At 72.2% G+C, this 20,898-nt stretch carries 18 protein-coding genes; 12 read left to right on the top strand and 6 right to left on the bottom strand.

What is annotated here, in order from left to right:
• Nucleotides 1-192: 192 nt before the first annotated feature.
• The 6 genes from ftsZ (at nucleotide 193) to Msi02_RS01425 (ending at nucleotide 6,444) form a co-directional block, all read left to right on the top strand.
• A complete protein-coding gene (ftsZ, locus tag Msi02_RS01450) occupies nucleotides 193-1,671 on the top strand; it encodes a cell division protein FtsZ (protein ID WP_204046695.1) in 1,479 nt (492 codons plus the stop codon).
• Between the two features lie 33 nt (nucleotides 1,672-1,704).
• Nucleotides 1,705-2,418 (top strand): YggS family pyridoxal phosphate-dependent enzyme, encoded by a 714-nt coding sequence (locus tag Msi02_RS01445; RefSeq protein WP_204046694.1) that lies wholly within the window; start codon nucleotides 1,705-1,707, stop codon nucleotides 2,416-2,418.
• Nucleotides 2,419-2,552: 134 nt separating this feature from the next.
• Complete coding sequence (locus Msi02_RS01440) at nucleotides 2,553-3,080, top strand: cell division protein SepF (RefSeq protein WP_079318306.1); 528 nt, start codon at nucleotides 2,553-2,555, stop codon at nucleotides 3,078-3,080.
• A gap of 83 nt (nucleotides 3,081-3,163) precedes the next feature.
• Nucleotides 3,164-3,451 carry a YggT family protein gene (locus Msi02_RS01435; RefSeq protein WP_030509057.1) on the top strand — a complete coding sequence of 96 codons (288 nt, stop codon included), beginning with the start codon at nucleotides 3,164-3,166 and terminating at the stop codon, nucleotides 3,449-3,451.
• Between the two features lie 49 nt (nucleotides 3,452-3,500).
• Entirely contained in the window at nucleotides 3,501-4,364 is an 864-nt protein-coding gene (locus tag Msi02_RS01430) for a DivIVA domain-containing protein (RefSeq protein WP_204046693.1), read from the top strand.
• A 46-nt stretch (nucleotides 4,365-4,410) separates the two neighbouring features.
• On the top strand, nucleotides 4,411-6,444 hold the full coding sequence (locus tag Msi02_RS01425; protein WP_204046692.1) for a hypothetical protein: 2,034 nt from the start codon (nucleotides 4,411-4,413) through the stop codon (nucleotides 6,442-6,444).
• Between the two features lie 83 nt (nucleotides 6,445-6,527).
• Here Msi02_RS01425 and Msi02_RS01420 read toward each other — a convergent pair whose 3' ends face one another.
• The gene (locus Msi02_RS01420) at nucleotides 6,528-6,974 is read right to left on the bottom strand and encodes a carboxymuconolactone decarboxylase family protein (RefSeq protein WP_204046691.1); all 447 of its coding nucleotides are present in this window, start codon (nucleotides 6,972-6,974) and stop codon (nucleotides 6,528-6,530) included.
• Nucleotides 6,971-7,720, bottom strand: coding sequence for a dienelactone hydrolase family protein (locus Msi02_RS01415; RefSeq protein ID WP_204046690.1), 750 nt, complete (start codon nucleotides 7,718-7,720; stop codon nucleotides 6,971-6,973). The genes Msi02_RS01420 and Msi02_RS01415 overlap by 4 nt, the downstream gene beginning before the upstream one ends.
• A 137-nt stretch (nucleotides 7,721-7,857) precedes the next feature.
• On the opposite strand from Msi02_RS01415, the gene Msi02_RS01410 reads away from it, so the two are divergent.
• Nucleotides 7,858-8,703: an MmyB family transcriptional regulator gene (locus Msi02_RS01410; RefSeq protein ID WP_204046689.1), complete on the top strand. Its 846-nt coding sequence runs from the start codon at nucleotides 7,858-7,860 to the stop codon at nucleotides 8,701-8,703.
• A gap of 271 nt (nucleotides 8,704-8,974) precedes the next feature.
• Entirely contained in the window at nucleotides 8,975-9,970 is a 996-nt protein-coding gene (locus Msi02_RS01405) for an MFS transporter (RefSeq protein ID WP_239108005.1), read from the top strand.
• A gap of 96 nt (nucleotides 9,971-10,066) precedes the next feature.
• On the opposite strand, the gene ileS is transcribed toward Msi02_RS01405, so the two are convergent.
• Nucleotides 10,067-13,225, bottom strand: a complete 3,159-nt coding sequence (gene ileS / locus Msi02_RS01400) for an isoleucine--tRNA ligase (RefSeq protein ID WP_204046688.1) — start codon at nucleotides 13,223-13,225, stop codon at nucleotides 10,067-10,069.
• Between the two features lie 670 nt (nucleotides 13,226-13,895).
• Between ileS and Msi02_RS01395 the strand changes: the two genes are divergently transcribed.
• From Msi02_RS01395 to Msi02_RS01385, 3 genes are read left to right on the top strand one after another with little or no spacing between them, the layout of a single operon-like run.
• Complete coding sequence (locus Msi02_RS01395; RefSeq protein ID WP_079318316.1) at nucleotides 13,896-14,291, top strand: TraR/DksA family transcriptional regulator; 396 nt, start codon at nucleotides 13,896-13,898, stop codon at nucleotides 14,289-14,291.
• A gap of 53 nt (nucleotides 14,292-14,344) precedes the next feature.
• A complete protein-coding gene (lspA, locus tag Msi02_RS01390) occupies nucleotides 14,345-14,908 on the top strand; it encodes a signal peptidase II (protein WP_373308215.1) in 564 nt (187 codons plus the stop codon).
• The gene (locus Msi02_RS01385; RefSeq protein ID WP_193202887.1) at nucleotides 14,901-15,830 is read left to right on the top strand and encodes an RluA family pseudouridine synthase; all 930 of its coding nucleotides are present in this window, start codon (nucleotides 14,901-14,903) and stop codon (nucleotides 15,828-15,830) included. The genes lspA and Msi02_RS01385 overlap by 8 nt, the downstream gene beginning before the upstream one ends.
• A 53-nt stretch (nucleotides 15,831-15,883) precedes the next feature.
• Here Msi02_RS01385 and Msi02_RS01380 read toward each other — a convergent pair whose 3' ends face one another.
• Nucleotides 15,884-16,375, bottom strand: a complete 492-nt coding sequence (locus Msi02_RS01380) for a TetR/AcrR family transcriptional regulator (protein ID WP_239108022.1) — start codon at nucleotides 16,373-16,375, stop codon at nucleotides 15,884-15,886.
• On the opposite strand from Msi02_RS01380, the gene Msi02_RS01375 reads away from it, so the two are divergent.
• Nucleotides 16,374-16,778, top strand: coding sequence for an organic hydroperoxide resistance protein (locus Msi02_RS01375; RefSeq protein ID WP_204046686.1), 405 nt, complete (start codon nucleotides 16,374-16,376; stop codon nucleotides 16,776-16,778). The two genes, Msi02_RS01380 and Msi02_RS01375, sit on opposite strands and share 2 nt — an antisense overlap.
• Nucleotides 16,779-16,957: 179 nt before the next feature.
• On the opposite strand, the gene Msi02_RS01370 is transcribed toward Msi02_RS01375, so the two are convergent.
• The gene (locus tag Msi02_RS01370; RefSeq protein WP_204046685.1) at nucleotides 16,958-18,532 is read right to left on the bottom strand and encodes a serine/threonine-protein kinase; all 1,575 of its coding nucleotides are present in this window, start codon (nucleotides 18,530-18,532) and stop codon (nucleotides 16,958-16,960) included.
• Nucleotides 18,533-18,628: 96 nt separating this feature from the next.
• The gene (locus tag Msi02_RS01365) at nucleotides 18,629-20,605 is read right to left on the bottom strand and encodes a serine/threonine-protein kinase (RefSeq protein ID WP_204046684.1); all 1,977 of its coding nucleotides are present in this window, start codon (nucleotides 20,603-20,605) and stop codon (nucleotides 18,629-18,631) included.
• Nucleotides 20,606-20,898: the final 293 nt, after the last annotated feature.

Raw genomic sequence — 20,898 nt, 5'->3', positions numbered from 1 at the left:
TGCGAATAGGACAGCGCGCGACACGCCGGACGGCCTTGCGGCGCGGTTAGTTGACCCTGGGGGACGCGCAACCCTACTGTCCGTATCAATCCTCAGGTTGACATAACTCTAAATCTCAACTTGAGGGTGAGAGTTCAGAAGACGGCGGGCCCTGCCCGCATGAAACGCAAACGAGCGGAAAGGCCCCTCGTCGTGGCAGCACCGCAGAACTACCTCGCGGTCATCAAGGTCGTCGGCATCGGCGGCGGCGGAGTGAACGCCGTCAACCGGATGATCGAGGAGGGACTCAAGGGCGTCGAGTTCATCGCCATAAACACTGACGCCCAGGCGCTGCTGATGAGTGACGCCGACGTGAAGCTCGACGTGGGACGCGAGCTCACCCGGGGCCTCGGCGCGGGCGCCAATCCCGAGGTGGGCCGCAAGGCCGCCGAGGACCACCGGGAGGAGATCGAGGAGGTCCTCAAGGGCGCCGACATGGTCTTCGTGACCGCGGGCGAGGGCGGCGGCACCGGAACCGGCGGCGCGCCGGTCGTGGCCAGCATCGCCCGCTCGCTCGGCGCGCTGACGATAGGTGTCGTCACCCGGCCCTTCAGCTTCGAGGGCAAGCGCCGGGCCATGCAGGCCGAGGCCGGCATCGAGACCCTCCGCGAGGAGGTCGACACGCTGATCGTCATTCCGAACGACCGGCTGTTGTCGATCTCCGACCGCCAGGTGAGCGTGCTCGACGCGTTCAAGGCCGCCGACCAGGTGCTGCTGTCCGGTGTGCAGGGCATCACCGACCTCATCACCACGCCCGGCCTGATCAACCTGGACTTCGCCGACGTGAAGTCGGTCATGTCCGGCGCGGGCTCGGCCCTCATGGGCATCGGCCACGCCAGGGGCGACGACCGGTCGGTCGCCGCCGCCGAGATGGCGGTCTCCAGCCCGCTGCTGGAGGCGAGCATCGACGGCGCCCACGGCGTGCTGCTGTCCATCGCGGGCGGCTCCGACCTGGGTCTGTTCGAGATCAACGAGGCGGCCCAGCTCGTCAGCAACGCCGCCGCGCCCGACGCCAACATCATCTTCGGTACGGTCATCGACGACGCGCTCGGCGACGAGGTGCGGGTGACGGTCATCGCGGCCGGGTTCGACGAGCCCGCGCCGGCCAAGCCGGTGGCCGCGCCGCTGTCGCGGCCCCAGCAGGCGGCCCGTCCGGCGCAGCCCGCGCCCGCGCCCGCGCCCGCGGCCCGTCCCGCGCCCGCCCCGGCCAAGCCGGAGCCGCGTGTGGAGCCCGCGCCCGTGCGTCCGGTGAGCAGCGCGGCGCAGCCCGCGCCCGCACCTGCTCCCGCGCCGGTGCAGCCCGCGGCTCCGCCGGTGACCCAGCTTCCGGTGAACGCGCTCCCGGCGAACCCGGTGCCGCAGGCCCAGCCCGCGAGCCAGCCGGTCCAGCAGGCGGCGTCGCAGACGGCGTCCGCGCCCCAGGCCCAGCAGGCCGAGGCGGTCACGCCGTTCCCGCGCGAGGCGGCCGACGGCGGGCGCGACCAGGGTGCGACCGGACCGCTGTCGATCCCGCGCCCCACTCCCGAGCCGCCGACCCCGATCACCTCCAGGAACGCGCAGCCGGGCCCCCGGCGTCCCGTGGTCTTCGAGGAGCAGGAGGAGGAGCTCGACGTGCCGGACTTCCTCAAGTGACGCCGGACATCCGTACGGCCGGAGGCGCGGTCCGTGGGTGACCGGCGCGAGGAACTGGCCGCGGCGCTGGCCGGGGTGGAACGGCACATCGAGGACGCCTGCCGGGCCGCGGGCCGGTCGCGGTCGGAGATCACGCTGATCGCGGTGACGAAGACCTACCCGGCCTCCGACGTGCGGCTGCTCGCAGAGCTGGGCGTGTCGCACGTCGGCGAGAACCGCGACCAGGAGGCGGCGGCCAAGGCGGCCGACTGCGCAGATCTCGGCCTCACGTGGCACTTCATCGGTCAGTTACAGACGAACAAGGTCCGCTCGGTCGTCTCCTACGCCGACATGGTCCACTCGGTGGACCGCCCCCGGCTGGTGGACTCGCTCAGCCGCGAGGCCGTACGCGCGGAGCGCGAGGTGGACTGCCTCATCCAGGTCGCCCTCGACGCCGCACCGGGAGAGGGCGGGATCGGGCGGGGCGGCGCCGCGCCGGAGGAGGTGCCGGCGCTCGCGGGGCTCGTCGCGAAGGCGGAGGGGCTGCGCCTGCGGGGCGTCATGGCGGTCGCCCCGCTGGGGGAGGACCCGGCCGCCGCGTTCGCCCGGCTGCGGGCCGTCGCCGAGCGGGTCCGCGAGGAACACCCCGCCGCCGATGTGATATCGGCCGGAATGAGTGGAGACATCCCCCAAGCTGTGGCGAACGGCGCGACACACCTTCGAGTCGGTACGGCGTTGCTCGGCCGCAGAAAGCCCTTCGTCAGGTAATGTCCCCCAAGTGGACCATGGTGTCCGCGCTCAGGTAGAGGTCGATCAGCGGTGAGCTCCAAGGGGGGTACGGCTACCGCCCTGGCCTTCCAAAGGGACCTTGAAGGCACCAGTAACGCGGAGGACGACGAGCGATGGCCGGCGCGATGCGCAAGATGGCGGTCTACCTCGGTCTCGTGGAGGACGACCGCTACGAAGACAGGTACGCGGCAGAGTACGGCACCGACGAGGAGTACGGCGACGAGGAGTACGAGTCGCCGCGGCGCGGCTTCGCCGGGCCCTCCGGCACGCACTCGGGGCCCCTGGAGCGCGAGGACGACACCGAGACGGCCGTCCCCGCCCCGCGTCCCCCCACCACCGTGCTCGAGCGCCGTACGACCGATCTGGCGCGCATCACCACCCTGCATCCCCGCACGTACAACGAGGCGCGGACGATCGGCGAGCACTTCCGCGAGGGCACGCCGGTCATCATGAATCTGACAGAGATGGTCGACAGCGACGCCAAGCGCCTTGTCGATTTCGCGGCAGGTCTCGTCTTTGGCCTACACGGCAGCATCGAACGTGTTACCAACAAGGTGTTCCTGTTGTCCCCCGCCAACGTTGAGGTGACCGCCGAGGACAAGGCCAGAATCGCGGAACGCGGCTTCTTCAACCAGAGCTAGAGTTCCATACATGAACAGTGACCGGCTGAGCGGTGCCCGTGCGGCCCGAGGGCGGCTGGACCGAGGGGAGGCGGGGCTCGACCGTGGGGATCATTAGCGAGATCTTGGTCATCGCCCTGACCCTCTTCCTGGTTCTGCTGATCGGCAGAATGATCATAGATACGGTGCAGGCGTTCGCCCGCGCCTGGCGGCCCACAGGGGTCGTCCTGGTGCTGGCGGAGGTTGTTTACACAGTGACCGACCCGCCTCTCAAGTTCCTCCGCCGTTTCATTCCGCCCCTCAGGTTGGGTACGGTGGCCTTTGACCTGAGCTTCACAGTGCTGTTCATTGTGGTTTTGGTCTTGATCCAAGTCGTGAACGCGCTTCGTTGATCGGGTACCGTCCGACCGGACAGACTCCAAGCGCGCCAAGGAGACCCAAATGCCGTTGACGCCCGCTGATGTGCGGAACAAGCAGTTCAGTACCACCCGGCTGAGGCCGGGGTACGACGAGGAGGAGGTCGACGCCTTCCTCGACGAGGTCGAGGCCGAGCTGGACCGCCTCATCCAGGAGAACGAGGAACTCCGCGCGAAGCTGGCCGAGTGCCTCAGGGGCAAGGTGCCCGGGGGTATGGGCATGCCCGGCTCCATGCAGATGGCGCCCGCTCCCGTGGCCGAGCCGAAGCCCGAGATGATGGCCCCCCAGCCGGAGCCGATCAAGCCTCCGGAGCCGGCCCGTCCCGAGCCGGTGCCCGTCGGCATGGGCCTCCCGCCCGCCGAGGACAACATGGACACCGCGGCCCGCGTGCTCGCCCTCGCCCAGCAGACGGCCGACCAGGCGATCGCCGACGCCCGTCGCGAGGCGGACGAGACCGTGACCCGCGCCCGGCGCGAGGCCGACGACATCCTCGGCAAGGCCCGCCGTCAGGCCGAGCAGATCATCGGCGACGCCCGCGCCCGCGCCGAGACGCTGGAGCGCGACGCCCAGGAGCGGCACCGCCAGGCCATGGGCACCCTCGTCCAGACCCGCGACGAGCTGGAGCGCAAGGTCGAGGAGCTGCGCAGCTTCGAGCGCGAGTACCGCAGCCGTCTCAAGCTGTACCTGGAGAACCAGCTCGCCGAGCTGAACGTCGCCGGTGAGGGCAGCGGAGGCTTCCCGATCGTGGGCGCCGCCCCGGCCATGGCCCACGCCGTCGCCCCCGGTTCTCAGCAGATGACCGCAGCCCCCAACCCGTTCGGCCAGGAGCCCTCGCAGCACTCCGGCGCCTTCCCCGGACCCGACGGCCCCCACAACGACCGCCGGTAAGAAGTGGCGGGTCCCCGCAGGGACCCGATAGCTCGGAGAACCCCCCGTGATCCTCATCAGTGCCGCACTGGTCCTCGCCGCAATCGTCCTGCTCATCGCGGGCGTCGTGCTGGGGACGCCCCCTCTCGTGATGTGGTCGATCGTCGTCAGCGTGCTGTCGGCGGTCTGCCTGCTGATCGGGGCACTGCTGAGGCGCCACGAGCTGTTCCCTGCCGGTGGGCGTGCCGCCGAGGGAACCGCTCCCACCCCCCAGGGTTCGTCCGTGCCCCAGCTCGCGCACGTCGGTGCCGTGAGCGGGGCGTACGGCGGAGCCCTCGCCGGGGCACCGGCGCATCCGGTGGCGACGCCCATGGTGGCGGCACCGCCGGTCACACATCACGGGGCACTGCCCCCGCAGACCTTCCCGCCCCCGCCGCCCCAGCGGACGGGACCGATCACGCGGCCGCCGGCCGGTTCCGGCCGCGGCCTCGCCCCCGACGCGATCGTCCTCGTGATCCCCGGGCGCAAGCGCTTCCATCTGGCCACCTGCCGCCAGCTCGCCGGGCGTGAGACCGAGGAGCTCACGCACGAGGAGGCCCGCGAGGAGGGCTTCACCCCCTGCACCACCTGTCTCCCCGAGATCTCCACCCGTACGGCGGAGCCGGAGGAGGCCCCATCCCGCGACGACACGGCCCGCGACGACACGGCCCGCGACGAGAGCCTGCGCGCGGAGGCCGCTCCCACGACCGCCACGCCTTCGGCCGGAACCTCTGGCACGACCGGCCAGGAACCGCCCCGTCCCACCACGCCCGCTGATCGCGAGCCGCCCGTCGCGCGGTTCCCTCAGCCCGGCGTCCCGGGGCCGCGCCTGCCCGAGTCGTCCGCCCCAGAATCGTCCGGCCCCCAGTCGTCCGATGACGAAGCGCGCGAAGAGCCCCGTGAGGCGGCGGAAAAGACGCCCGGCAAGACCGCCGACGCTGGCGAAGCGGACGAGCAGGACGGTCCGGCGCGCGACACGGCCTCCGAGGCCGACGCAGAGGCCGAGAGCGACGGGCACACACCGGTGAACTGGTTCGGCCGGGGCGGGCCGCAGGAGTCCGGTGCCGAGACGGCGCCGCCTGCCGCCTCCACGCCGCCGTCCTCGCCTTCCTCGTCCTCCACCGAGTCTTCAGAGGCGTCGTCCGGATCCTCCGCGCCGTCCTGGCCTTCTGCCACGTCATGGTCCGCACCGGCCTGGTCTCCGCCGGCGGCAGGATCGGCGTCGGGCCGGGCGGACGACGAGACGGACGACTCTCTGACCGACACCGCGGAGCACGACTGGTTCAGGCCCGGCAGGGTCCCCCTGCCGTGGGACCCCGCACGGTCCAAGACCGCGGGGGAGACGGCGAAGGAACCCCCGTCGTCGGGGGACGGCGAGTCCGATGGACCCGCGGCCGGGGACAAGGCTCCCGGTGCGGCTGCGGCCTCGCCGCGGAAGGCCACCTCTTCCGGGGCGGACGACGAGCAGGCCCGTGACGACCAGATCGACTCCGGCGCCGTGGACGCGCAAGCCGCGTCCGGTCCGGAGGACGCCCCCACGCACTCGCGTGCGGGGAGCGGAAAGCCGGTGGAGCCGGCAGAGACCCCCGGATCCGGGCGCGCCGGATCCGCGGCCTCGGCCGGCTCCACCTCCGGCCCTGCACCCGCCGCCCAGAACACCGCTGAGAACACCCCCGAGAACACCGCTGAGAAGAGCACCGAGAAGAGCGCGGGGAAGACGGGCGAGCGGCCCGGCGGTGACTCCGGCGCCGCCCGCGAGGAGGACGGCGCCGGCAAGGGTGACGGCGCCGCGGCGGCCCGCGCCGAAGAGGACGGCAGCGAGACCGCAGACAACCGCGACGAGTCCGAAAGCGGGCCCGGAGAGGACCGCACCGCCGACGCGACGGAGCCGCCCGCGGGTGGGGACACCCAAGTGCGGGTCATGGTCGGCACGCGGCGCTACCACGAGGCCGGTTGCCCTCTGATCAGCGGGATGGGCGACTCGGGCATCGAGACCATGACCCGGGCCGAGGCCGACGAGGCCGGCCTCACTCCCTGCTCGGTCTGCCAGAACGACCGTTGACGCCCTCCCGGTGAACGCCGGGAAGTCTGCTGTGCGGCGCGGGCGGCACTCCAGTGGCCTCCCGCTTCAGTGCGCCCGCGTAGTCAAAGGCCCTGCCGCAAGCCCCCTACGTTCGGCGGCACGGACCGGCCCCGGTTGTTCCTGGCGGGTGTGAGGGGGAGCAGCCCGCGGGCGTCCAGGACCTGCCGAGCCAGTGTCATCGCGCCGAACACGCGCGGGAAGCCCGCGTACGGAAGCGCTTGCATGATCGCCTCCACCAGTTCGCGGGGCCGCAGGCCCGCGTTGAGCGCCGTCTCCATGTGCGCCCGGAGCTGGGGCTCGACCCCGCCGAGGGTGATCAGGACACCGATGACGACCAGCTCCCGCCGGGCGGCGTCGAGCCCAGGACGGGCGTGGACGTCCCCGTAGGCGAACTCGACCGCCAGCCGCGACAGGTCCGGGGCGATGCCGGCGAGGGCGTCGTACGCCTCGGTGCGGGTGGCGCCGAGCTCGGTCTGACGGGCGAGGCCGCGTTCGTAACGCTCGTTCACGCGTCGGCCTCCCCGACGTGGCGGGCGGTGAAGCCGAGGATGCGGCGCCAGGCGTCGGCGCAGGCCTCCTGCCACTGGTCGTAGGCGTCGTCGAAGAACGAGTGCGGAGCGCCGTCGTACACGTGCGCCTCGTATTCCTTTCCGGCCCGGTCGAAGGCGGCGGTCAGTGCGGCGTACTCCTCCGGAGTGGTCGCCACGTCGGCCCCGGCGAGCAGCATGAGCAGCGGCGCCGATGGCTCGGTCGTACGGTCGCCGAGGAAGCGGGGCGGACCGTAGAAGCCGATGGCGCCGGCGAGGCCGAGCCCGGCGGCGCCGAGCCGCCAGGAGTAGCCGCCGCCGAGGCAGAAGCCGACGCTGAACAGCGGGCCGGGGTGCCAGGCGCGAATCGCCGCGGCGGCGGCCGCGGCGTCGGTCTCGACATGAAGCGGTTCCAACAGGGCGAGGTGGTCGTACCCGTCGAACGAGTCGTCCCGGTCGCCGGTGCCGGCGCTGCGCCCGTAGTAGTCCATAACCAGGGTGTGGAAGCCCGCCTCGGCGAACCGCCGCGCCAGGCTCGCGTAGAACGGGTGCAGCCCGCGTACGTCGGGTAGCAGCAGCACGCTGCGGCCGTTCGGCACGGCCGGGGCGGCCCGGTAGGCGCGGAACCTGTTGCCGTCGACGGTGCCGATCTCCAGTGGCCCGTGTTCCGTCACCCCTCCGGTGACGACGGGGGCGGCGGGCGGCCTGCTGTCGATGTCGTGGCACATCGTGGTCTCCTCTTCGTCCGGTGACGGGAGTGAGCCTTCCGCGCGCACGGCGGGCGGCCCAGGCCCGGCGTGTACGGGTACTAGCAGGGCCACCCTGAGCTCACACGGGCCGCGAGAAAGCCGACATACTGGGCGTCGTGGGAGATCGACACGAGCTGGCGGGCTTCCTCCGGTCCCGCCGGGGCCGAATCACGCCCCAGACCGCGGGGATCGCCGCCGGGCCGCGCCGCCGGGTGCGGGGGCTGCGCCGGGAGGAGGTCGCGCAGCTCGCCGGGATCAGCGTGGAGTACTACCAGCGGCTGGAGCAGGGGCGGGCCGCGCGGCCGTCGCCCGAGGTGCTCGACGCCCTCGCCGCGGCGCTCCGCCTTGACGACGTGGAGCGCGAGCACCTGCGCACGCTCGCCGTGCGGGAACGTCCCCGGCGTGCGGCCCGGCCCCAGGACGCCCGGCCGGAGCTGACGCGGATGCTGGACCTGATCCACACGCCCGCCATGGTCATCGACGACCGGTTCGACGTCCTCGCCGCCAATGCCGTCGCGGCCCGCCTCTTCGCCCTCGACACCGCCTCGCCCGTACGGGCGAACCTGGCCAGGCGGCTGTTCCTCGACTCGGGAAGCAGGAACTTCTATGTCGAGTGGGACGACGTCGCCGCCGCGACCGCCGGGCAACTGCGGGTGGCCGCCGGGTTGCACCCCCAAGACGCCGAGCTGGCCGGGCTGGTCCGCGAGCTCGGCGACGGCAGCGAGACCTTCCGCAGGCTGTGGAACGCCCGCGAGGTGGACGTCCGTACGTCCGGGACCAAGAGCTTCCGGCATCCCGCCCTGGGCACGATCACGTTCTGCTATGAGAACTTCGTGCCGGCGGGCGACCCCCGGCAGCGGCTGGTCGTACTTGTCCCCGCTGCCAACGGCGCCACCGAGGCGGCGGTCCACCTGCTGGCGACCTGGGCGCGCGCCGAGCCGGGGTCGCCGGCGGAACGCTGACGGGGCCGGTCGCCGACCGGCCCCACCCGTCGCGGGATCGGGTTTCGCGGAGGCGGAAGGGCGACTCGTACATCGAGGCCATGACCCGGGCTGAGGCCGGCGAGGCCGGCCTCAGCCCCCGGTACTGCTCTCGGAGACGGAGCCTCTCATGCCGCATGTCCGCATCACCCCTGCGACAGCCGGTTACGCGGCGGCGACCGCCCCGCCCTGAGCGCGGTCCCGCCCGGCGCCGACCTGGTGGGTATGGCTGGCCGAATGGCCCGTCACGGCGGTGTTCGTGCTGTCCAACGCCGCCACGCCGCTGTACGTGCTGTGGCAGCGCGCGATCGGGTTCTCCAAGGGGACGTTGACGGTCGTCTTCGCGCTCTACATCGTCGGGTTGCTGGTTTCCCTGCTCGTCAGCGGCATCGCATCGGACCGGCTGGGCCGCAAGGCGGTCCTGCTGCCGGCCCTGGCGCTGGCCCTGATCGCCTGCCTGGTCTTCGCCACGGCCACGTCGGTGGCCGCCCTGGCCGTCGCCCGCGTGTGCACCGGCATCTTCGCCCAGACGCTGCCCGGGCCCACGGTCACCGTTTTCGTGGTGGAGGCCGCCTTGCTGCTGACCGCGGCCGTCACCGTGCTGCGGATGCCGCTGGGCCGCCCCGACCGGGCGACCTCCGGCCGGTGGATCCGGGTGCCCTCGGTTCCCGCCGAGGGGCGCCTGCCGCTCCTGCTGGGCATCGTCACCTTCGGTCCGGGCATCACCGCGACCTCGTTCGTGCTGTCGCTGGGCCCCTCGCTGCTCGCGAGCCTGCTGCATTCCAGCAGCCGCGTCCTCGCCGGCGTCACCGCGTTCGTGATGTTCGCCGCGGCGACCGGCACGCAGTTCGCTGTCCAGCGCGCTTCGCGCCGCGCGGTGCTGACGGCCGGCGCGGTGTGCACCGTGGCCGCCATGGCGGCGTTGGCGGGAGCCATGCGGGCAGGATCGGTCGTGCTGCTGGTGGCCGCCGCGCTGCTGGCCGGCGCCGGCCAGGGCATGGGGCAGTTGGCCGGGCTGTCGCTGCTGAACGCCGCCGTGCCGGCCGCCCGGCTGGCCGAGGCGAACGCCGCGCTCAACGTGGGCGGATACATACCCGCCGGCCTCCTGCCGGTCGCCGCGGGTTATCTCAGCGACGCGGTGGGCCTCACCACCGGCTCGACGATTTTCGCCGCCGTGCTGGCCGCCCTCGCCCTGGCGGGCGGGGTGGTCGTCACGGTGGCCCGCCGCCGCATCGTCGAGCCGAGCTGAGCGTGGCCGGAACCCGGAAGCCGGGTTCCTTCCGGCCTCCGCGTGGTCCATATGCCGATGGGGCCGGTCGGCGACCGGCCCCATCGGCTGCGGGAATCAGGCCTTGCGGAGGCGGAAGGACAGGCCGAGGTCGGTGTCCTGGTGGACCGGCAGGTCCTCGTCCGAGACGCCTTCCGTGAGGGTGGCCGCCAGGACCTCGTCGGCGACGGCGTCGCCGCCCTCGCGCAGCGCCTCGGCCAGCTCACCCTCGGCCGACCACCACAGGTGGATGCGGTCGGTGATGGACAGGCCGGTGGACTTGCGGGCCTCCTGGACGAGCCGGATCACGTCGCGGACCAGGCCGGCCCGGCGCAGTTCGTCGGTGATCGCCAGGTCGAGCGCCACCGTCTCGCCGGTGCCGGTGTCCACCGCGCCGGTCTCCACGGCCCAGCCGGACTTCGGCTGCTCGGTCACGATCACGTCGTCCGCGCCCAGCTCCACCGTGCCCAGCTCTCCGGCCTCGACCGTCGCGGACCCGCCCGAGCGCAGGGCGCGGGCCAGCTCCGCCGGGTCGGCACCCGACACGGCCGCGGCGACGAGCTTGGTCTGCGAGCCGAACCGCTTGCCGAGGCTGCGGAAGTTGGGCTTGACCGTGAACGTCACCAGGTCGGCGGAGAACCCGGACAGGTCCTCCAGCCGCTGGACGTTGAGCTCGTCGGCGATCAGCTCGCGCAGCTCGCCGGGGAGCGAGGCCCAGCCGGGGGCGCCGACCAGCGCCCGGCCGAGCGGCTGGCGGGTCTTGACCGACGACGACGCGCGCGCCGACCGGCCCAGCTCCACGAGCCTGCGCACCAGCGCCATCCGCTCCGACAGCTCGGGGTCGAGCAGCGCGGTGTTCACCTCCGGCCAGGTGGCCAGGTGCACCGAGGCCGGGGCGTCCGGGTCGCGCAGCACGTCCCACAGGTAGTCGGTGAGGAACGGCACGAGCGGGGCCATGAGCCGGGTGACGGTCTCCAGGCACTCGTACAGCGTCGCGAAGGCCGACGCCTCACCGGACCAGAAGCGGCGGCGCGAGCGGCGGACGTACCAGTTGGACAGGTCGTCCAGGAACTCGGTGAGCCGTCGCCCGGCCCGGGCGGTGTCGAACTCCTCCATCGACGCGGTGACCTCGGCCACCGTGCGGTGCAGCTCCGCCAGCGCCCACCGGTCGATCAGCGGCCGCTCGGCGTACGCCGGGGCGTCGGTCATCCGGGCCGGTGACCACGACTCGGCGTTGGCGTAGAGCGCGAAGAACGACGCGGTGTTCCAGTAGGTCAGCAGGACCTTCCGGACGATCTCCTCCAGCGCGGCGTGGCCGATCCTGCGCGGGGCCCAGGGGGACCCGGAGGTGGACATGTACCAGCGCAGCGCGTCGGCGCCGTGCTGGTCCATCAGCGGCATCGGCTGCAGCACGTTGCCCAGGTGCTTGCTCATCTTGCGGCCGTCCTCGGCGAGGATCAGGCCGAGGCAGAGCACATTCTCGTACGACGACCGGCCGAACACCAGCGTGCCGACGGTCATCATCGAGTAGAACCAGCCGCGGGTCTGGTCGATCGCCTCGCAGATGAACTGGCCGGGGAAGGAGCTTTCGAAGACGTCCTTGTTGACCAGCGGCGCGCCCCACTGGGCGAACGGCATGGCCCCCGAGTCGTACCAGACGTCGATCACGTCGGGGACCCGCCGCGCCTGCGCCCCACACGCCGGGCAGCCGAAGGTCACGTCGTCGACGTACGGGCGGTGCGGGTCGAGGCCGGTCAGGTCGCGGCCCGCCAGCTCGCCCAGCTCCTTCAGCGAGCCGACGCAGGTGACGTGCTCCTCGTCCTGCGAGCAGACCCACAGCGGCAGCGGGGTGCCCCAGTAACGGGACCGCGACAGCGCCCAGTCGACGTTGTTGCGCAGCCACTCGCCGTACCGGCCGTGCTTGATCGTGTCCGGGAACCAGTTGGTGCGCTCGTTCTCGGCGAGGAGCTGGTCCTTGATCGCGGTGGTCCTGATGTACCAGGACGGGAGCGCGTAGTAGAGCAGCGGGGTGTGGCAGCGCCAGCAGTGCGGGTAGCTGTGCTCGAAGTGCTCGCCGCGGAACAGCAGGCCGCGCTCGCGCAGGTTCTCCGTCAGCGGCTCGTCGGCGTCCTTGAAGAACAGGCCGCCGACGAACGGCACGTCCGGCAGGAAGCGCCCGTCCGGGCCGATCGGGTTCACCACCGGCAGGCCGTAGCGCTTGCAGACCGTCATGTCGTCCGCGCCGAAGGCGGGGGCCTGGTGGACCAGGCCGGTGCCGTCCTCGACCGTGACGTACGTGCCGAGCACGACGTAGTGGGCGTCCTCGATGTCCACCAGGTCGAAGGGACGCCGGTAGGCGGTGTGCTCCAGCTCGGAGCCCTGGTAGGTCGCCAGCACCTCGGCGTCCTCGCCGAGGACCCGCCGCAGCAGCGGCTCGGCCACCACCAGCACCTCGTCACCGCGCCGGGCCGCGACGTACGTCACGTCGGGGTGCACGGCGACGGCGGTGTTGGACACCAGGGTCCAGGGCGTGGTGGTCCAGATCAGCAGCGAGGCGCCCATCTCGGCCAGGGGCCCGGAGACGACGGGCATCCGGACGTACACCGACGGGCTGGAGACGGTCTCGTAGCCGCCGGGCTGGCCGAGCTCGTGGTCCGACAGGCCGGTGCCGCACCGGGGGCAGTAGGGCGTGATCCGGTGGTCGCGGAACAGCAGGCCCTTGTCCCAGACGACCTTGAGCGACCACCAGACGGCCTCGACGTACTGGGGGTCCATCGTGCGGTAGGCCTGGGACATGTCGACCCAGTAGCCCATCCGCTCGGTCATCTCCTCGAACGCGTCCACGTGCCGCAGCACCGACTCGCGGCAGCGCGCGTTGAACTCGGCGATGCCGTACGACTCGATCTCGGGCTTGCCGGACAGGCCGAGTTCCTTCTCGACGGCGACCTCGACGGGCAGGCCGTGGCAGTCCCAGCCGGCCTTGCGGGGGACGTGGTAGCCGCGCATCGACTTGTAGCGGGGGAAGACGTCCTTGAAGACGCGGGCCTCGACGTGGTGGACGCCGGGCATGCCGTTGGCGGTCGGCGGGCCCTCGTAGAACACCCAGGAGGGGCCGTCGGCGTTCTGCTCCAGCGAGCGCTCGAAGACCTTCCCGTCCCGCCAGCGTTCGAGGACCTCGTGCTCGAGGGCCGGCAGGTCGACCTGCGCGGGAAGTGAGCGGAAATAGTGGGAAGACATCGTCGGGCGGGACCTCCACGCGGTGGCTGTGACAGCGCTGCTGACATGGCGTGAAGGGACGAAGCCGGGGACGGCTCCGCGGTACCACCCTTCTTGACGACCGGGCAGAGCCGGGCGCCCTCTCGTTTTCTCTCCGCTGCCGGTTCTACTCGGCCGGGACGGCCTTTCTTCCGGCGGCTCCGGGGTGATCTTCCCTTCGCGGCCCGCCCCGGGCTCACACCGTCCCCGGGTCGCTGAGCGGGCGGATGCGGAGGTACTCGTCCCCATCAACGCCTTGCAGACTACGAAGATAACGCAACCGAGCCGGTAGGGCTTCCCGATATACGGGCGACGTCCCGAGTGAGACCCGGCCCGTCGCGGGAATACGTGGGAGGAACACGCGGAGACCCCGCGATTGTTGTGAGGGTGGGCACGGCTGTCGCCTCGGCATTCGGGGCATGGGGTCTGGGCGGCGCCGCCCGCGGCACCGCCCACGACAAACTGATCGAAACAGAGAGTGACGAGGAGGAGCCGGTCGAATGCACCACCCGGTCACGGGTGGGGTAAAAGCCTCGGCGAGTCCGTTGCCGATCCGTTATCGGCGACTTATTCTGCCCGGACCGGCTCGAATCGCACCCGCCTCGAAGGGTGTCCTGGGCTCGAAGGGTTCTGGGCGAAGGGGAGGCCCGCAATGACGACGCGCACGGCGAGAACCGCCACCAGTGACGACGTCTGGTCCGACGAGGAGCTCGCCGAGGTCCGCGAGCGGCTGCGGCACGAGATCGAGGAGTTGCGCGGCGACATCGCCCGGGCGGAGGAGCAGCTCGCGTCCGGGGACGTGAGCCAGGGCGCGGGGGACGATCCGGCGGACGCCGGAGCCAAGACGTATGAGCGTGAGCGTGAGATCGCCCTTACCCTGAATGCGCGCGACCTGCTCGCGCAGAACGAGCGGGCGATCGCCCGCGTCGAGGCAGGGACTTACGGAGAGTGCGAATCGTGCCACAAGCCGATCGGCAAGGAGCGCCTGCGGGCATTCCCGAGGGCGACGCTGTGCGTAGCGTGCAAGCAACGGGAGGAGCGCCGCTGAGCGGCGAGCCGGCGAGGCCCAACCGGGCGCGGAGGATCGCTCTTCTCGTCGTCGTGGCCGCCGTCGTTTACGCGCTCGACCAGGTCAGCAAGCTCCTCGTCGTGGAGTTCCTGGAGCATGAGGAGCCTCTCACCGTCGTGCCCGGCGCGCTGGTGCTGACCGTGATCCGCAACGCCGGCGCCGCCTTCAGCATCGGCACCGGCATGACGATCGTGTTCACGGTGATCGCGCTGGGCGTCGTCGTCGCGATCGTGCGTACGGCGCGGCAGTTGCGCAGCCTGCCCTGGGCGATCACGCTCGGCCTGCTGCTGGGCGGGGCGCTCGGCAACCTGACCGACCGCGTCTTCCGCTCGCCGGCCCCGTTCCAGGGGCATGTGGTCGACTTCATCCAGGTGTTCCCGGTCACCCGGTTCCCGGTGTTCAACCTCGCCGACTCGGGCATCGTGTGCGGCGGCGTGCTCGCCGTGTTCCTCGCCTGGCGCGGCTATCAGATCGACGGCACCCGCCAGACGGACGAGCCCGCCGAGGACAGCGCGCAGGACCGCACGCAGAACCACGCGGAGGGCGAGGCGGACACACAGGCCGGCGAGCCGGCGGGGGAGCGGGCCGATGGGTGACCAGCGCAGCCTGCCCGTGCCGGACGGCCTGGAGGGCGAGCGCCTCGACGCCGCCCTGGCCAGGCTTTTCGGCTTCTCCCGCACCCGCGCGGCCGAACTGATCGCCTCGGGGGACGTGCTGGTCGACGGCGCCGTCCCGGCGAAGTCCGACCGCGTCCACGCCGGGGCCTGGCTGGACGTCACGATCCCGCCGCCGCCCGCCGCGCCGATGCCGGTGGCCGAGCCCGTGCCGGGCATGACGATCCTGTACGAGGACGACGACATCGTCGTGGTGAGCAAGCCGATCGGCGTGGCGGCGCACCCGACCGTCGGCTGGACCGGCCCCACCGTGATCGGCGGCCTGCTCGGCGGCGGCCACCGGGTGTCCACGAGCGGCGCGGCCGAGCGGCAGGGCATCGTGCACCGGCTCGACGCCAACACCACCGGGGTCATGGTCGTCGCCAAGAGCGAGCGGGCCTACTCCCATCTCAAGCGGGCCTTCAAGGAGCGCACCGTTGACAAGCGTTACCACGCGCTCGTCCAGGGGCACATGGACCCGTTGCGGGGCACCGTGGACGCCCCGATCGACCGGCATCCGTCGGGCGACGGGCGCTTCGCGGTGGTGGCCGGGGGCAAGGACTCGGTCACGCACTACGACACGATCGAGGCGTTCCGGGCGGCGTCGCTGCTCGACATCAAGCTGGAGACCGGCAGGACGCACCAGATCCGGGTCCACATGGCCGCGCTCAGGCACCCGTGCGTGGGAGACCTGCTGTACGGCGCCGACCCCACCCTCGCCGCCCGCCTCGGCGTGGGCCGCCAGTGGCTGCACGCGGTCTCGCTGTCGTTCGAGCACCCGGCGACGGGGGAGTGGATGACCTTCACCAGCGACTACCCCGCGGACCTGGCCCACGCGCTGGAGATCCTCGCGGACGAGGGCTGACGCCGCACTCCAGGTCCCCCGTTCCGGCGGGCGAGGCGTCTCGCCGGGAGACCTCAGCCGCGGGGGACGTGCCGGTCGATCAGTGTCCGGGCGGCGGCCACGGCGCGCCCGGCCGGGCCGGTCGGGCCCAGAGTGGCGGCGTTGGCGTAGAGGCCGGAGATGACGAGCATCAGCATGTCGGCGAGCGCGTCGGGGTCGGTGGCGTGCGCGGCCTCCGCCAGGGCGCGCAGGCGCAGGCGTAGCCGGTCGAGATGGGCGACGGCTTCCTGGCGGCCCGGGTGTGCGGGGTCGCGGAACTCCGCCGACGTGTTGTAGAAGGTGCAGCCGTGGAAATCCGGGGCCTGAACGCTCTCCTGCGCGAGTTCGACGACCGTCAGGAGTTGCCGGGCGGGGTCGCCCTCATGGAGGGCCAGCGCCTGCTCCATCCGCGACCATGATTCGGCGTCGAGCTCGCGCACCCATGCGGCGACCAGGTCGTCCTTGCTGACGAACTCCCGATAGAGAGCGCTCTTGCCGAGCCCCGTCTCCTCGACGACCTGCTGCATGCCCACCGCCCGGGCTCCGTGCTCGCCGAACAGCCGGGCGACCTCCTCGGACGGCAAACTGGACGTCCGGCTCGCGATGCAGAAGGAACTGGGCGGCAACGGCGACGGCACCAATCCCGAGCAGCTCTTCGCGGCGGGCTACGCCGCCTGCTTCGCGACGTCGCTGAAACTGGTGGCGGGCCGGAAGAACCTGGACGCCTCCGACGCGTCGGTCACGGCCGAGGTGGGGCTGTCCCCCAATGGCAAGGGCGGCTATCAGTTGGACGCCGTCCTGCGCGTGCGGCCACCCGCCGGCCTCTCCTCGGCAGAGGCTCACGACCTCGTGGAGACCGCCCACCAGGTGTGCCCGTACTCCAACGCCACCCGCGGCACCATGCGAGTCGACCTGATCGTCGAGCAGTGATCGTCGCGGCAGACGGGACGGTATCGCCGAAGGTCGTAGGGACGATCAGGCGCGGCTGATGGAGGTGTCGCCCGGGCGCGTCGGGCGGGCAGACCGGGGTGAATCCCCGGGGGGCTCGCGGAAGTGGGCGCCGGGGACGTCACCGATGGCGGTGCGGAGCCTTACGCCGCATCCGGGAGTCAGGCCTCCCAGTCGTTTTCCGGCTGGGTGTAGCCGTCGGGGAGGTCACCGGTGTCGTCCGTGGTGGCCTCCTGGCCCTCGCCTTTTCCCTGGCCCCCACCCTTGCCCTGGGACGGCGCGCTTCCGCCGCCGTTCCCGGGCTTGGACGTGGAGGGCTGCCCGTTGCCGGATCCCTTACCCGAGTGCTTGCCCGGGGGAGACTCCTTGGGCTTGCCCGCACCCTGGGACGGGCCCCCGGTGTGCTTCTCCTCGGACTTCCCCTTGTCGGACTTCTCGGACGATCTCCCGGTGGACCTGTCCGCAGGCCCGCCGCGATCCGTGCCGGAGGCGCGCGATGAGTGCTTCGCCACCGGCTGGGGGGCCGTCTTCTCCGCATCGCGGCTCTCGGTCCGATTGCCGGTCTCGGCGGTCCTGGGGTCGGCGGTCTTGGTCGCGAAGACCGTCACCGTGGGGGTGCTCACCACGGCGGTCCCCCTCGGGTCGGCCGGAAGCCTGGCGGTGGCGAACGCGACCGCGCCGGCCGCCAGCCCGACGAAGGCGACGAGTGCTCCGGAGCCCGCCGCCAGCGCCCAGGGCCTGCGGCGCCGGCCCGCCGGTACGGGCACGGGGACCGGGACCGGCGTCGGGGTGCCCTCGCGGAGGGGCACGGGCGTGGACATGGGAGCCGAAGGCGTGGTGTCGAAGATGGGCATCAGGCGGGCGAGCCGGGGCGGCTGCCGCGGGCGCGGCACGACCGGGCCGGTCACCTGGCCGGTGGCCACGGCGTGCAGGTGCTGGGCGGCGTAGTCCGCGGTCATCCTGCGGTCCGGGTCCTTGATGAGCAGGCCCTCGATCACCGGTGCCAGCGGCCCGGCGTTGTGCATCGGGCCCGCATCCTCGTACATGACCGCGGCCAGCGTCGCCAGCGCGTGACCCCGGTGGAACGGCGAGCGCCCCTCGACCGCCATGAACAGCGTCACTCCGAGCGACCACAGGTCCGACGCCCGCTGCGCCTGCCGTCCTGCCGCGCGCTCCGGGGCGATGAACGCCGGCGTGCCGATCAGCATGCCGGTGCGGGTGACCGGGGAGTCGTCCTCCATCGCGGCGATGCCGAAGTCCGTCAGCACGACCCGCCCGTCGTCGGCGAGCAGCACGTTGTCGGGTTTGACGTCCCGGTGCAGCACCCCGTTCGCGTGGGCGACGCGCAGCGCGGCCAGCACCTGGGACCCGATCTCCGCCACCCGACGCGGTGGCAGGGGGCCCTCCTCGCGGATGACCGATCCCAGCGTCCGGGACGGGATCAGTTCGAGGACGATCCAGGGGTAGCCGTTCTCCTCGAAGGCGTCGTACACTGCCGCGACGCTCGGATGGCTCAACCGCCCGGCGGCCCTGGCCTCACGGAAGGTCCTGATGGTGAAGACCTCCCGCTCCGGGCCGGTGAGCTCGGCCGACGCGAGCAGCTCCTTGACCGCGACCTCCCGTTCGAGCACCTGGTCGACGGCTCGCCACACGGTGCCCATGCCGCCCCGCCCTAGCGGCTCGATCAGGCGATAGCGTCCTGCCACGACACGTTCGGAGGTCTGCGCTTCAGCCATGGTTGTCGCGCTACCCGTCTTGGGCGAACGCATGCGACATCATTACTGTTCTGGGGCGAAATCCCCCTTGACCTGCGGATCTTCACCGAATCGTTATTACGGCCGGAAGGTGCGCGTGAAGGCGTGGAAGTAGGACAAACCGGAAGTCCATCGGGAGTCGGCGACCTGCCAGTAGAGGGCGACGCAGCGGCCGTCGTCGAGCCGGAAGGCGCGGTCGAGCACCCGCACTTTGCCGGCGTCGGTCATATGGGTGAACTCCCAGTCGGCGGAGGGCACACCGAGGTAGCTTCCGGAGGCGAGGCCGATGCGCTCGTAGCCGCGCAGGTATCCCTTCTTGGTCGAGGCCGCCTCGACCGTGCGCAGCGCGGCCACCGGGTCCGTGGTCTCCCAGGGGGTGAAGTCGACCTGCAGGTAGTCCCGCCCGCTCGGGTCGTGGAAGCGCACGCGAGTGGCCTCCCTCTTGAACGGGACCCAGCCGGAGGGCAGGGCGATCGAGAAGCCCAGGGAGTCGCGGTGGGTCTTCCACCCCTTGGGCGGCGTGGCCGCCGTCGGCGTGGGTGGTTCCGGCGACGGCTCCTCCGACGGCTCCTCCGTCGACTCATCCGACGGCCGCGCGGACGGCTCGCTGGAGGCGCTCGGCTCGGTGTCCCCCGAGGTGCCGGTGTCCCCTGTGGTGGGATCGGAATCCGAGGTGGGATCGGCACCCGACGGCGTGAGGTCCTCGGCGACGGTCCCGCTGCCGGCCAGTGTGCTGTAGCCGTACCAGCCGCCCGCGACGACGGCCACGAGCAGCAGCGGTAACAGGACGAGCAGGGTCACCTTGGTCGCGGAGCCCCGCCCCGCGGGGCGGGCACCCGGCGCCGCGTACGCGCCAGGATGCGCACCCGGTGGAACGGCCGGGCCGCCGGAACCCGGGTGGCCCATCTGGGCCCCTTGGCCGCCCGGACTCGTGGGGTAGCCTGCCGCACCCGCGCCGCCGCCCGGGCCGGTCGGCCCCGGATAAGTGGCGGCTCCGGGCCAGGAGGGGGATCCGCCGGACTGGTGCGGGCCGCCGTACGACTGGGCACCGTACGGCTGAGGGGGGCCGGCCGGGCTCTGGCTCCAGGACCCGGGCTGCCCCGGCTGCGCCGGGATGGACGGCGCACTGTCCACGCTGTTCCAGCCGGAGGCGGTCTGCGGCCACGGGCCGGAAGGCTGTGGCGGGCCGGACGGTGCGCCGCTCCGGGAACCGGGCTCCGGCCCGGATGCGGCGGAGCCCGGTCCGGCCGCCATGGCGGCGTTGAGAAGGGCGGCCGCCTCGGCCGCGCCGATGCGCCGGGCCGGGTCCTTACGCAGCAGGCCTTCGAGCACCGGCATCAGGGCGCCCGCCCGCTGGGGCGGGGCCGGGTCGTCGTGCAGGATGGCCGCCATCGTGGCCACCGGGGAGTTGCGGTCGAAGGGTGTCCTGCCCTCGACCGCGGCGTACAGCGTCGCGCCGAGGGACCACAGGTCGGACTCGGGGGTCGCGGGGTGGCCGTTCAGCCGCTCGGGCGGCATGAACGCGGGGGTGCCGGTGATGCCGCCGGTCATGGTCAGCGCGGCCTCCTCCGGCATCGTCGCGATGCCGAAGTCGGTCAGCACCACCCGGGTCTCCCCGTTGAGCAGCACGTTCTCCGGCTTGACGTCCCGGTGCAGCACTCCCGCGGCGTGCGCGGTGCACAGCGCGTCGAGCACCTGCAGGCCGATCGCGGCGACCCGACCGGGCGGGAGGGCGCCCTGCTCGCGCAGCACCTGGCCCAGCGACCGCGACTGCACGAGCTGCATCACGATCCAGGGGCGGCCGTCCTCCTCGATCACGTCGTGGACGACGACGACGTTCGGATGGTCGATGCGGCCCGCCGCCCGCGCCTCGCGGATGGTGCGCCGGTTGAACGTCTCCCTGTCCTCTTCCGAGGTGGGGTGGTAGAGCACCTCTTTCACGGCCACCGTGCGATCGAGCAGGTCGTCGTGGGCACGCCAGACCACGCCCATGCCTCCGCGGCCGATCGGCTCGAGCAGGTGATACCTGCCCGCCACCCGACGCTCCTCGTCCACCCTGTCCTCCTAGAAACCCCCTGAATGTTCCCACAGCCCGGCCCACGCCCGCCCCGGCCGCGTGTCGGGAATTCCGGTGAGGGGGACGTCTCTCGTAAGGATGCTGGCCCGGGCTTTCCCGGCAGCGGGTGGGGCGTTGCTCGCCGGATTCGTGCTGCCACGCGCGGGGTCGCTCGTACCGTCCCGAATTGTCATGCCGGAGTGAGCCGAGAAGGGATGGCGGCGGCCGGACAGCTCCGCTGGGCGCTCGCAGCCGGGACGGGTAAAAACGATTTCCGTCTCTTCTGAATATC

This window comes from Microbispora siamensis (genome assembly GCF_016863095.1).
Taxonomy (GTDB): Bacteria; Actinomycetota; Actinomycetes; order Streptosporangiales; family Streptosporangiaceae; genus Microbispora; species Microbispora siamensis.
Note: the sequence above shows the minus strand (reverse complement) of the source record. Positions and strands in the feature narration are given on the sequence as shown.

What these genes read in the sequence shown, in the direction of transcription:
- Msi02_RS01440 (WP_079318306.1), top strand. Translation starts at nt 2,553, where the DNA reads ATGGCCGGCGCGATGCGCAAGATGGCGGTCTACCTCGGTCTCGTGGAG.
- Msi02_RS01430 (WP_204046693.1), top strand. Translation starts at nt 3,501, where the DNA reads ATGCCGTTGACGCCCGCTGATGTGCGGAACAAGCAGTTCAGTACCACC.
- Msi02_RS01415 (WP_204046690.1), bottom strand. Translation starts at nt 7,720, where the DNA reads ATGTGCCACGACATCGACAGCAGGCCGCCCGCCGCCCCCGTCGTCACC.
- ileS (WP_204046688.1), bottom strand. Translation starts at nt 13,225, where the DNA reads ATGTCTTCCCACTATTTCCGCTCACTTCCCGCGCAGGTCGACCTGCCG.
- Msi02_RS01395 (WP_079318316.1), top strand. Translation starts at nt 13,896, where the DNA reads ATGACGACGCGCACGGCGAGAACCGCCACCAGTGACGACGTCTGGTCC.
- Msi02_RS01385 (WP_193202887.1), top strand. Translation starts at nt 14,901, where the DNA reads ATGGGTGACCAGCGCAGCCTGCCCGTGCCGGACGGCCTGGAGGGCGAG.
- Msi02_RS01375 (WP_204046686.1), top strand. Translation starts at nt 16,374, where the DNA reads ATGCCCACCGCCCGGGCTCCGTGCTCGCCGAACAGCCGGGCGACCTCC.
- Msi02_RS01380 (WP_239108022.1), bottom strand. Translation starts at nt 16,375, where the DNA reads ATGCAGCAGGTCGTCGAGGAGACGGGGCTCGGCAAGAGCGCTCTCTAT.
- Msi02_RS01370 (WP_204046685.1), bottom strand. Translation starts at nt 18,532, where the DNA reads ATGGCTGAAGCGCAGACCTCCGAACGTGTCGTGGCAGGACGCTATCGC.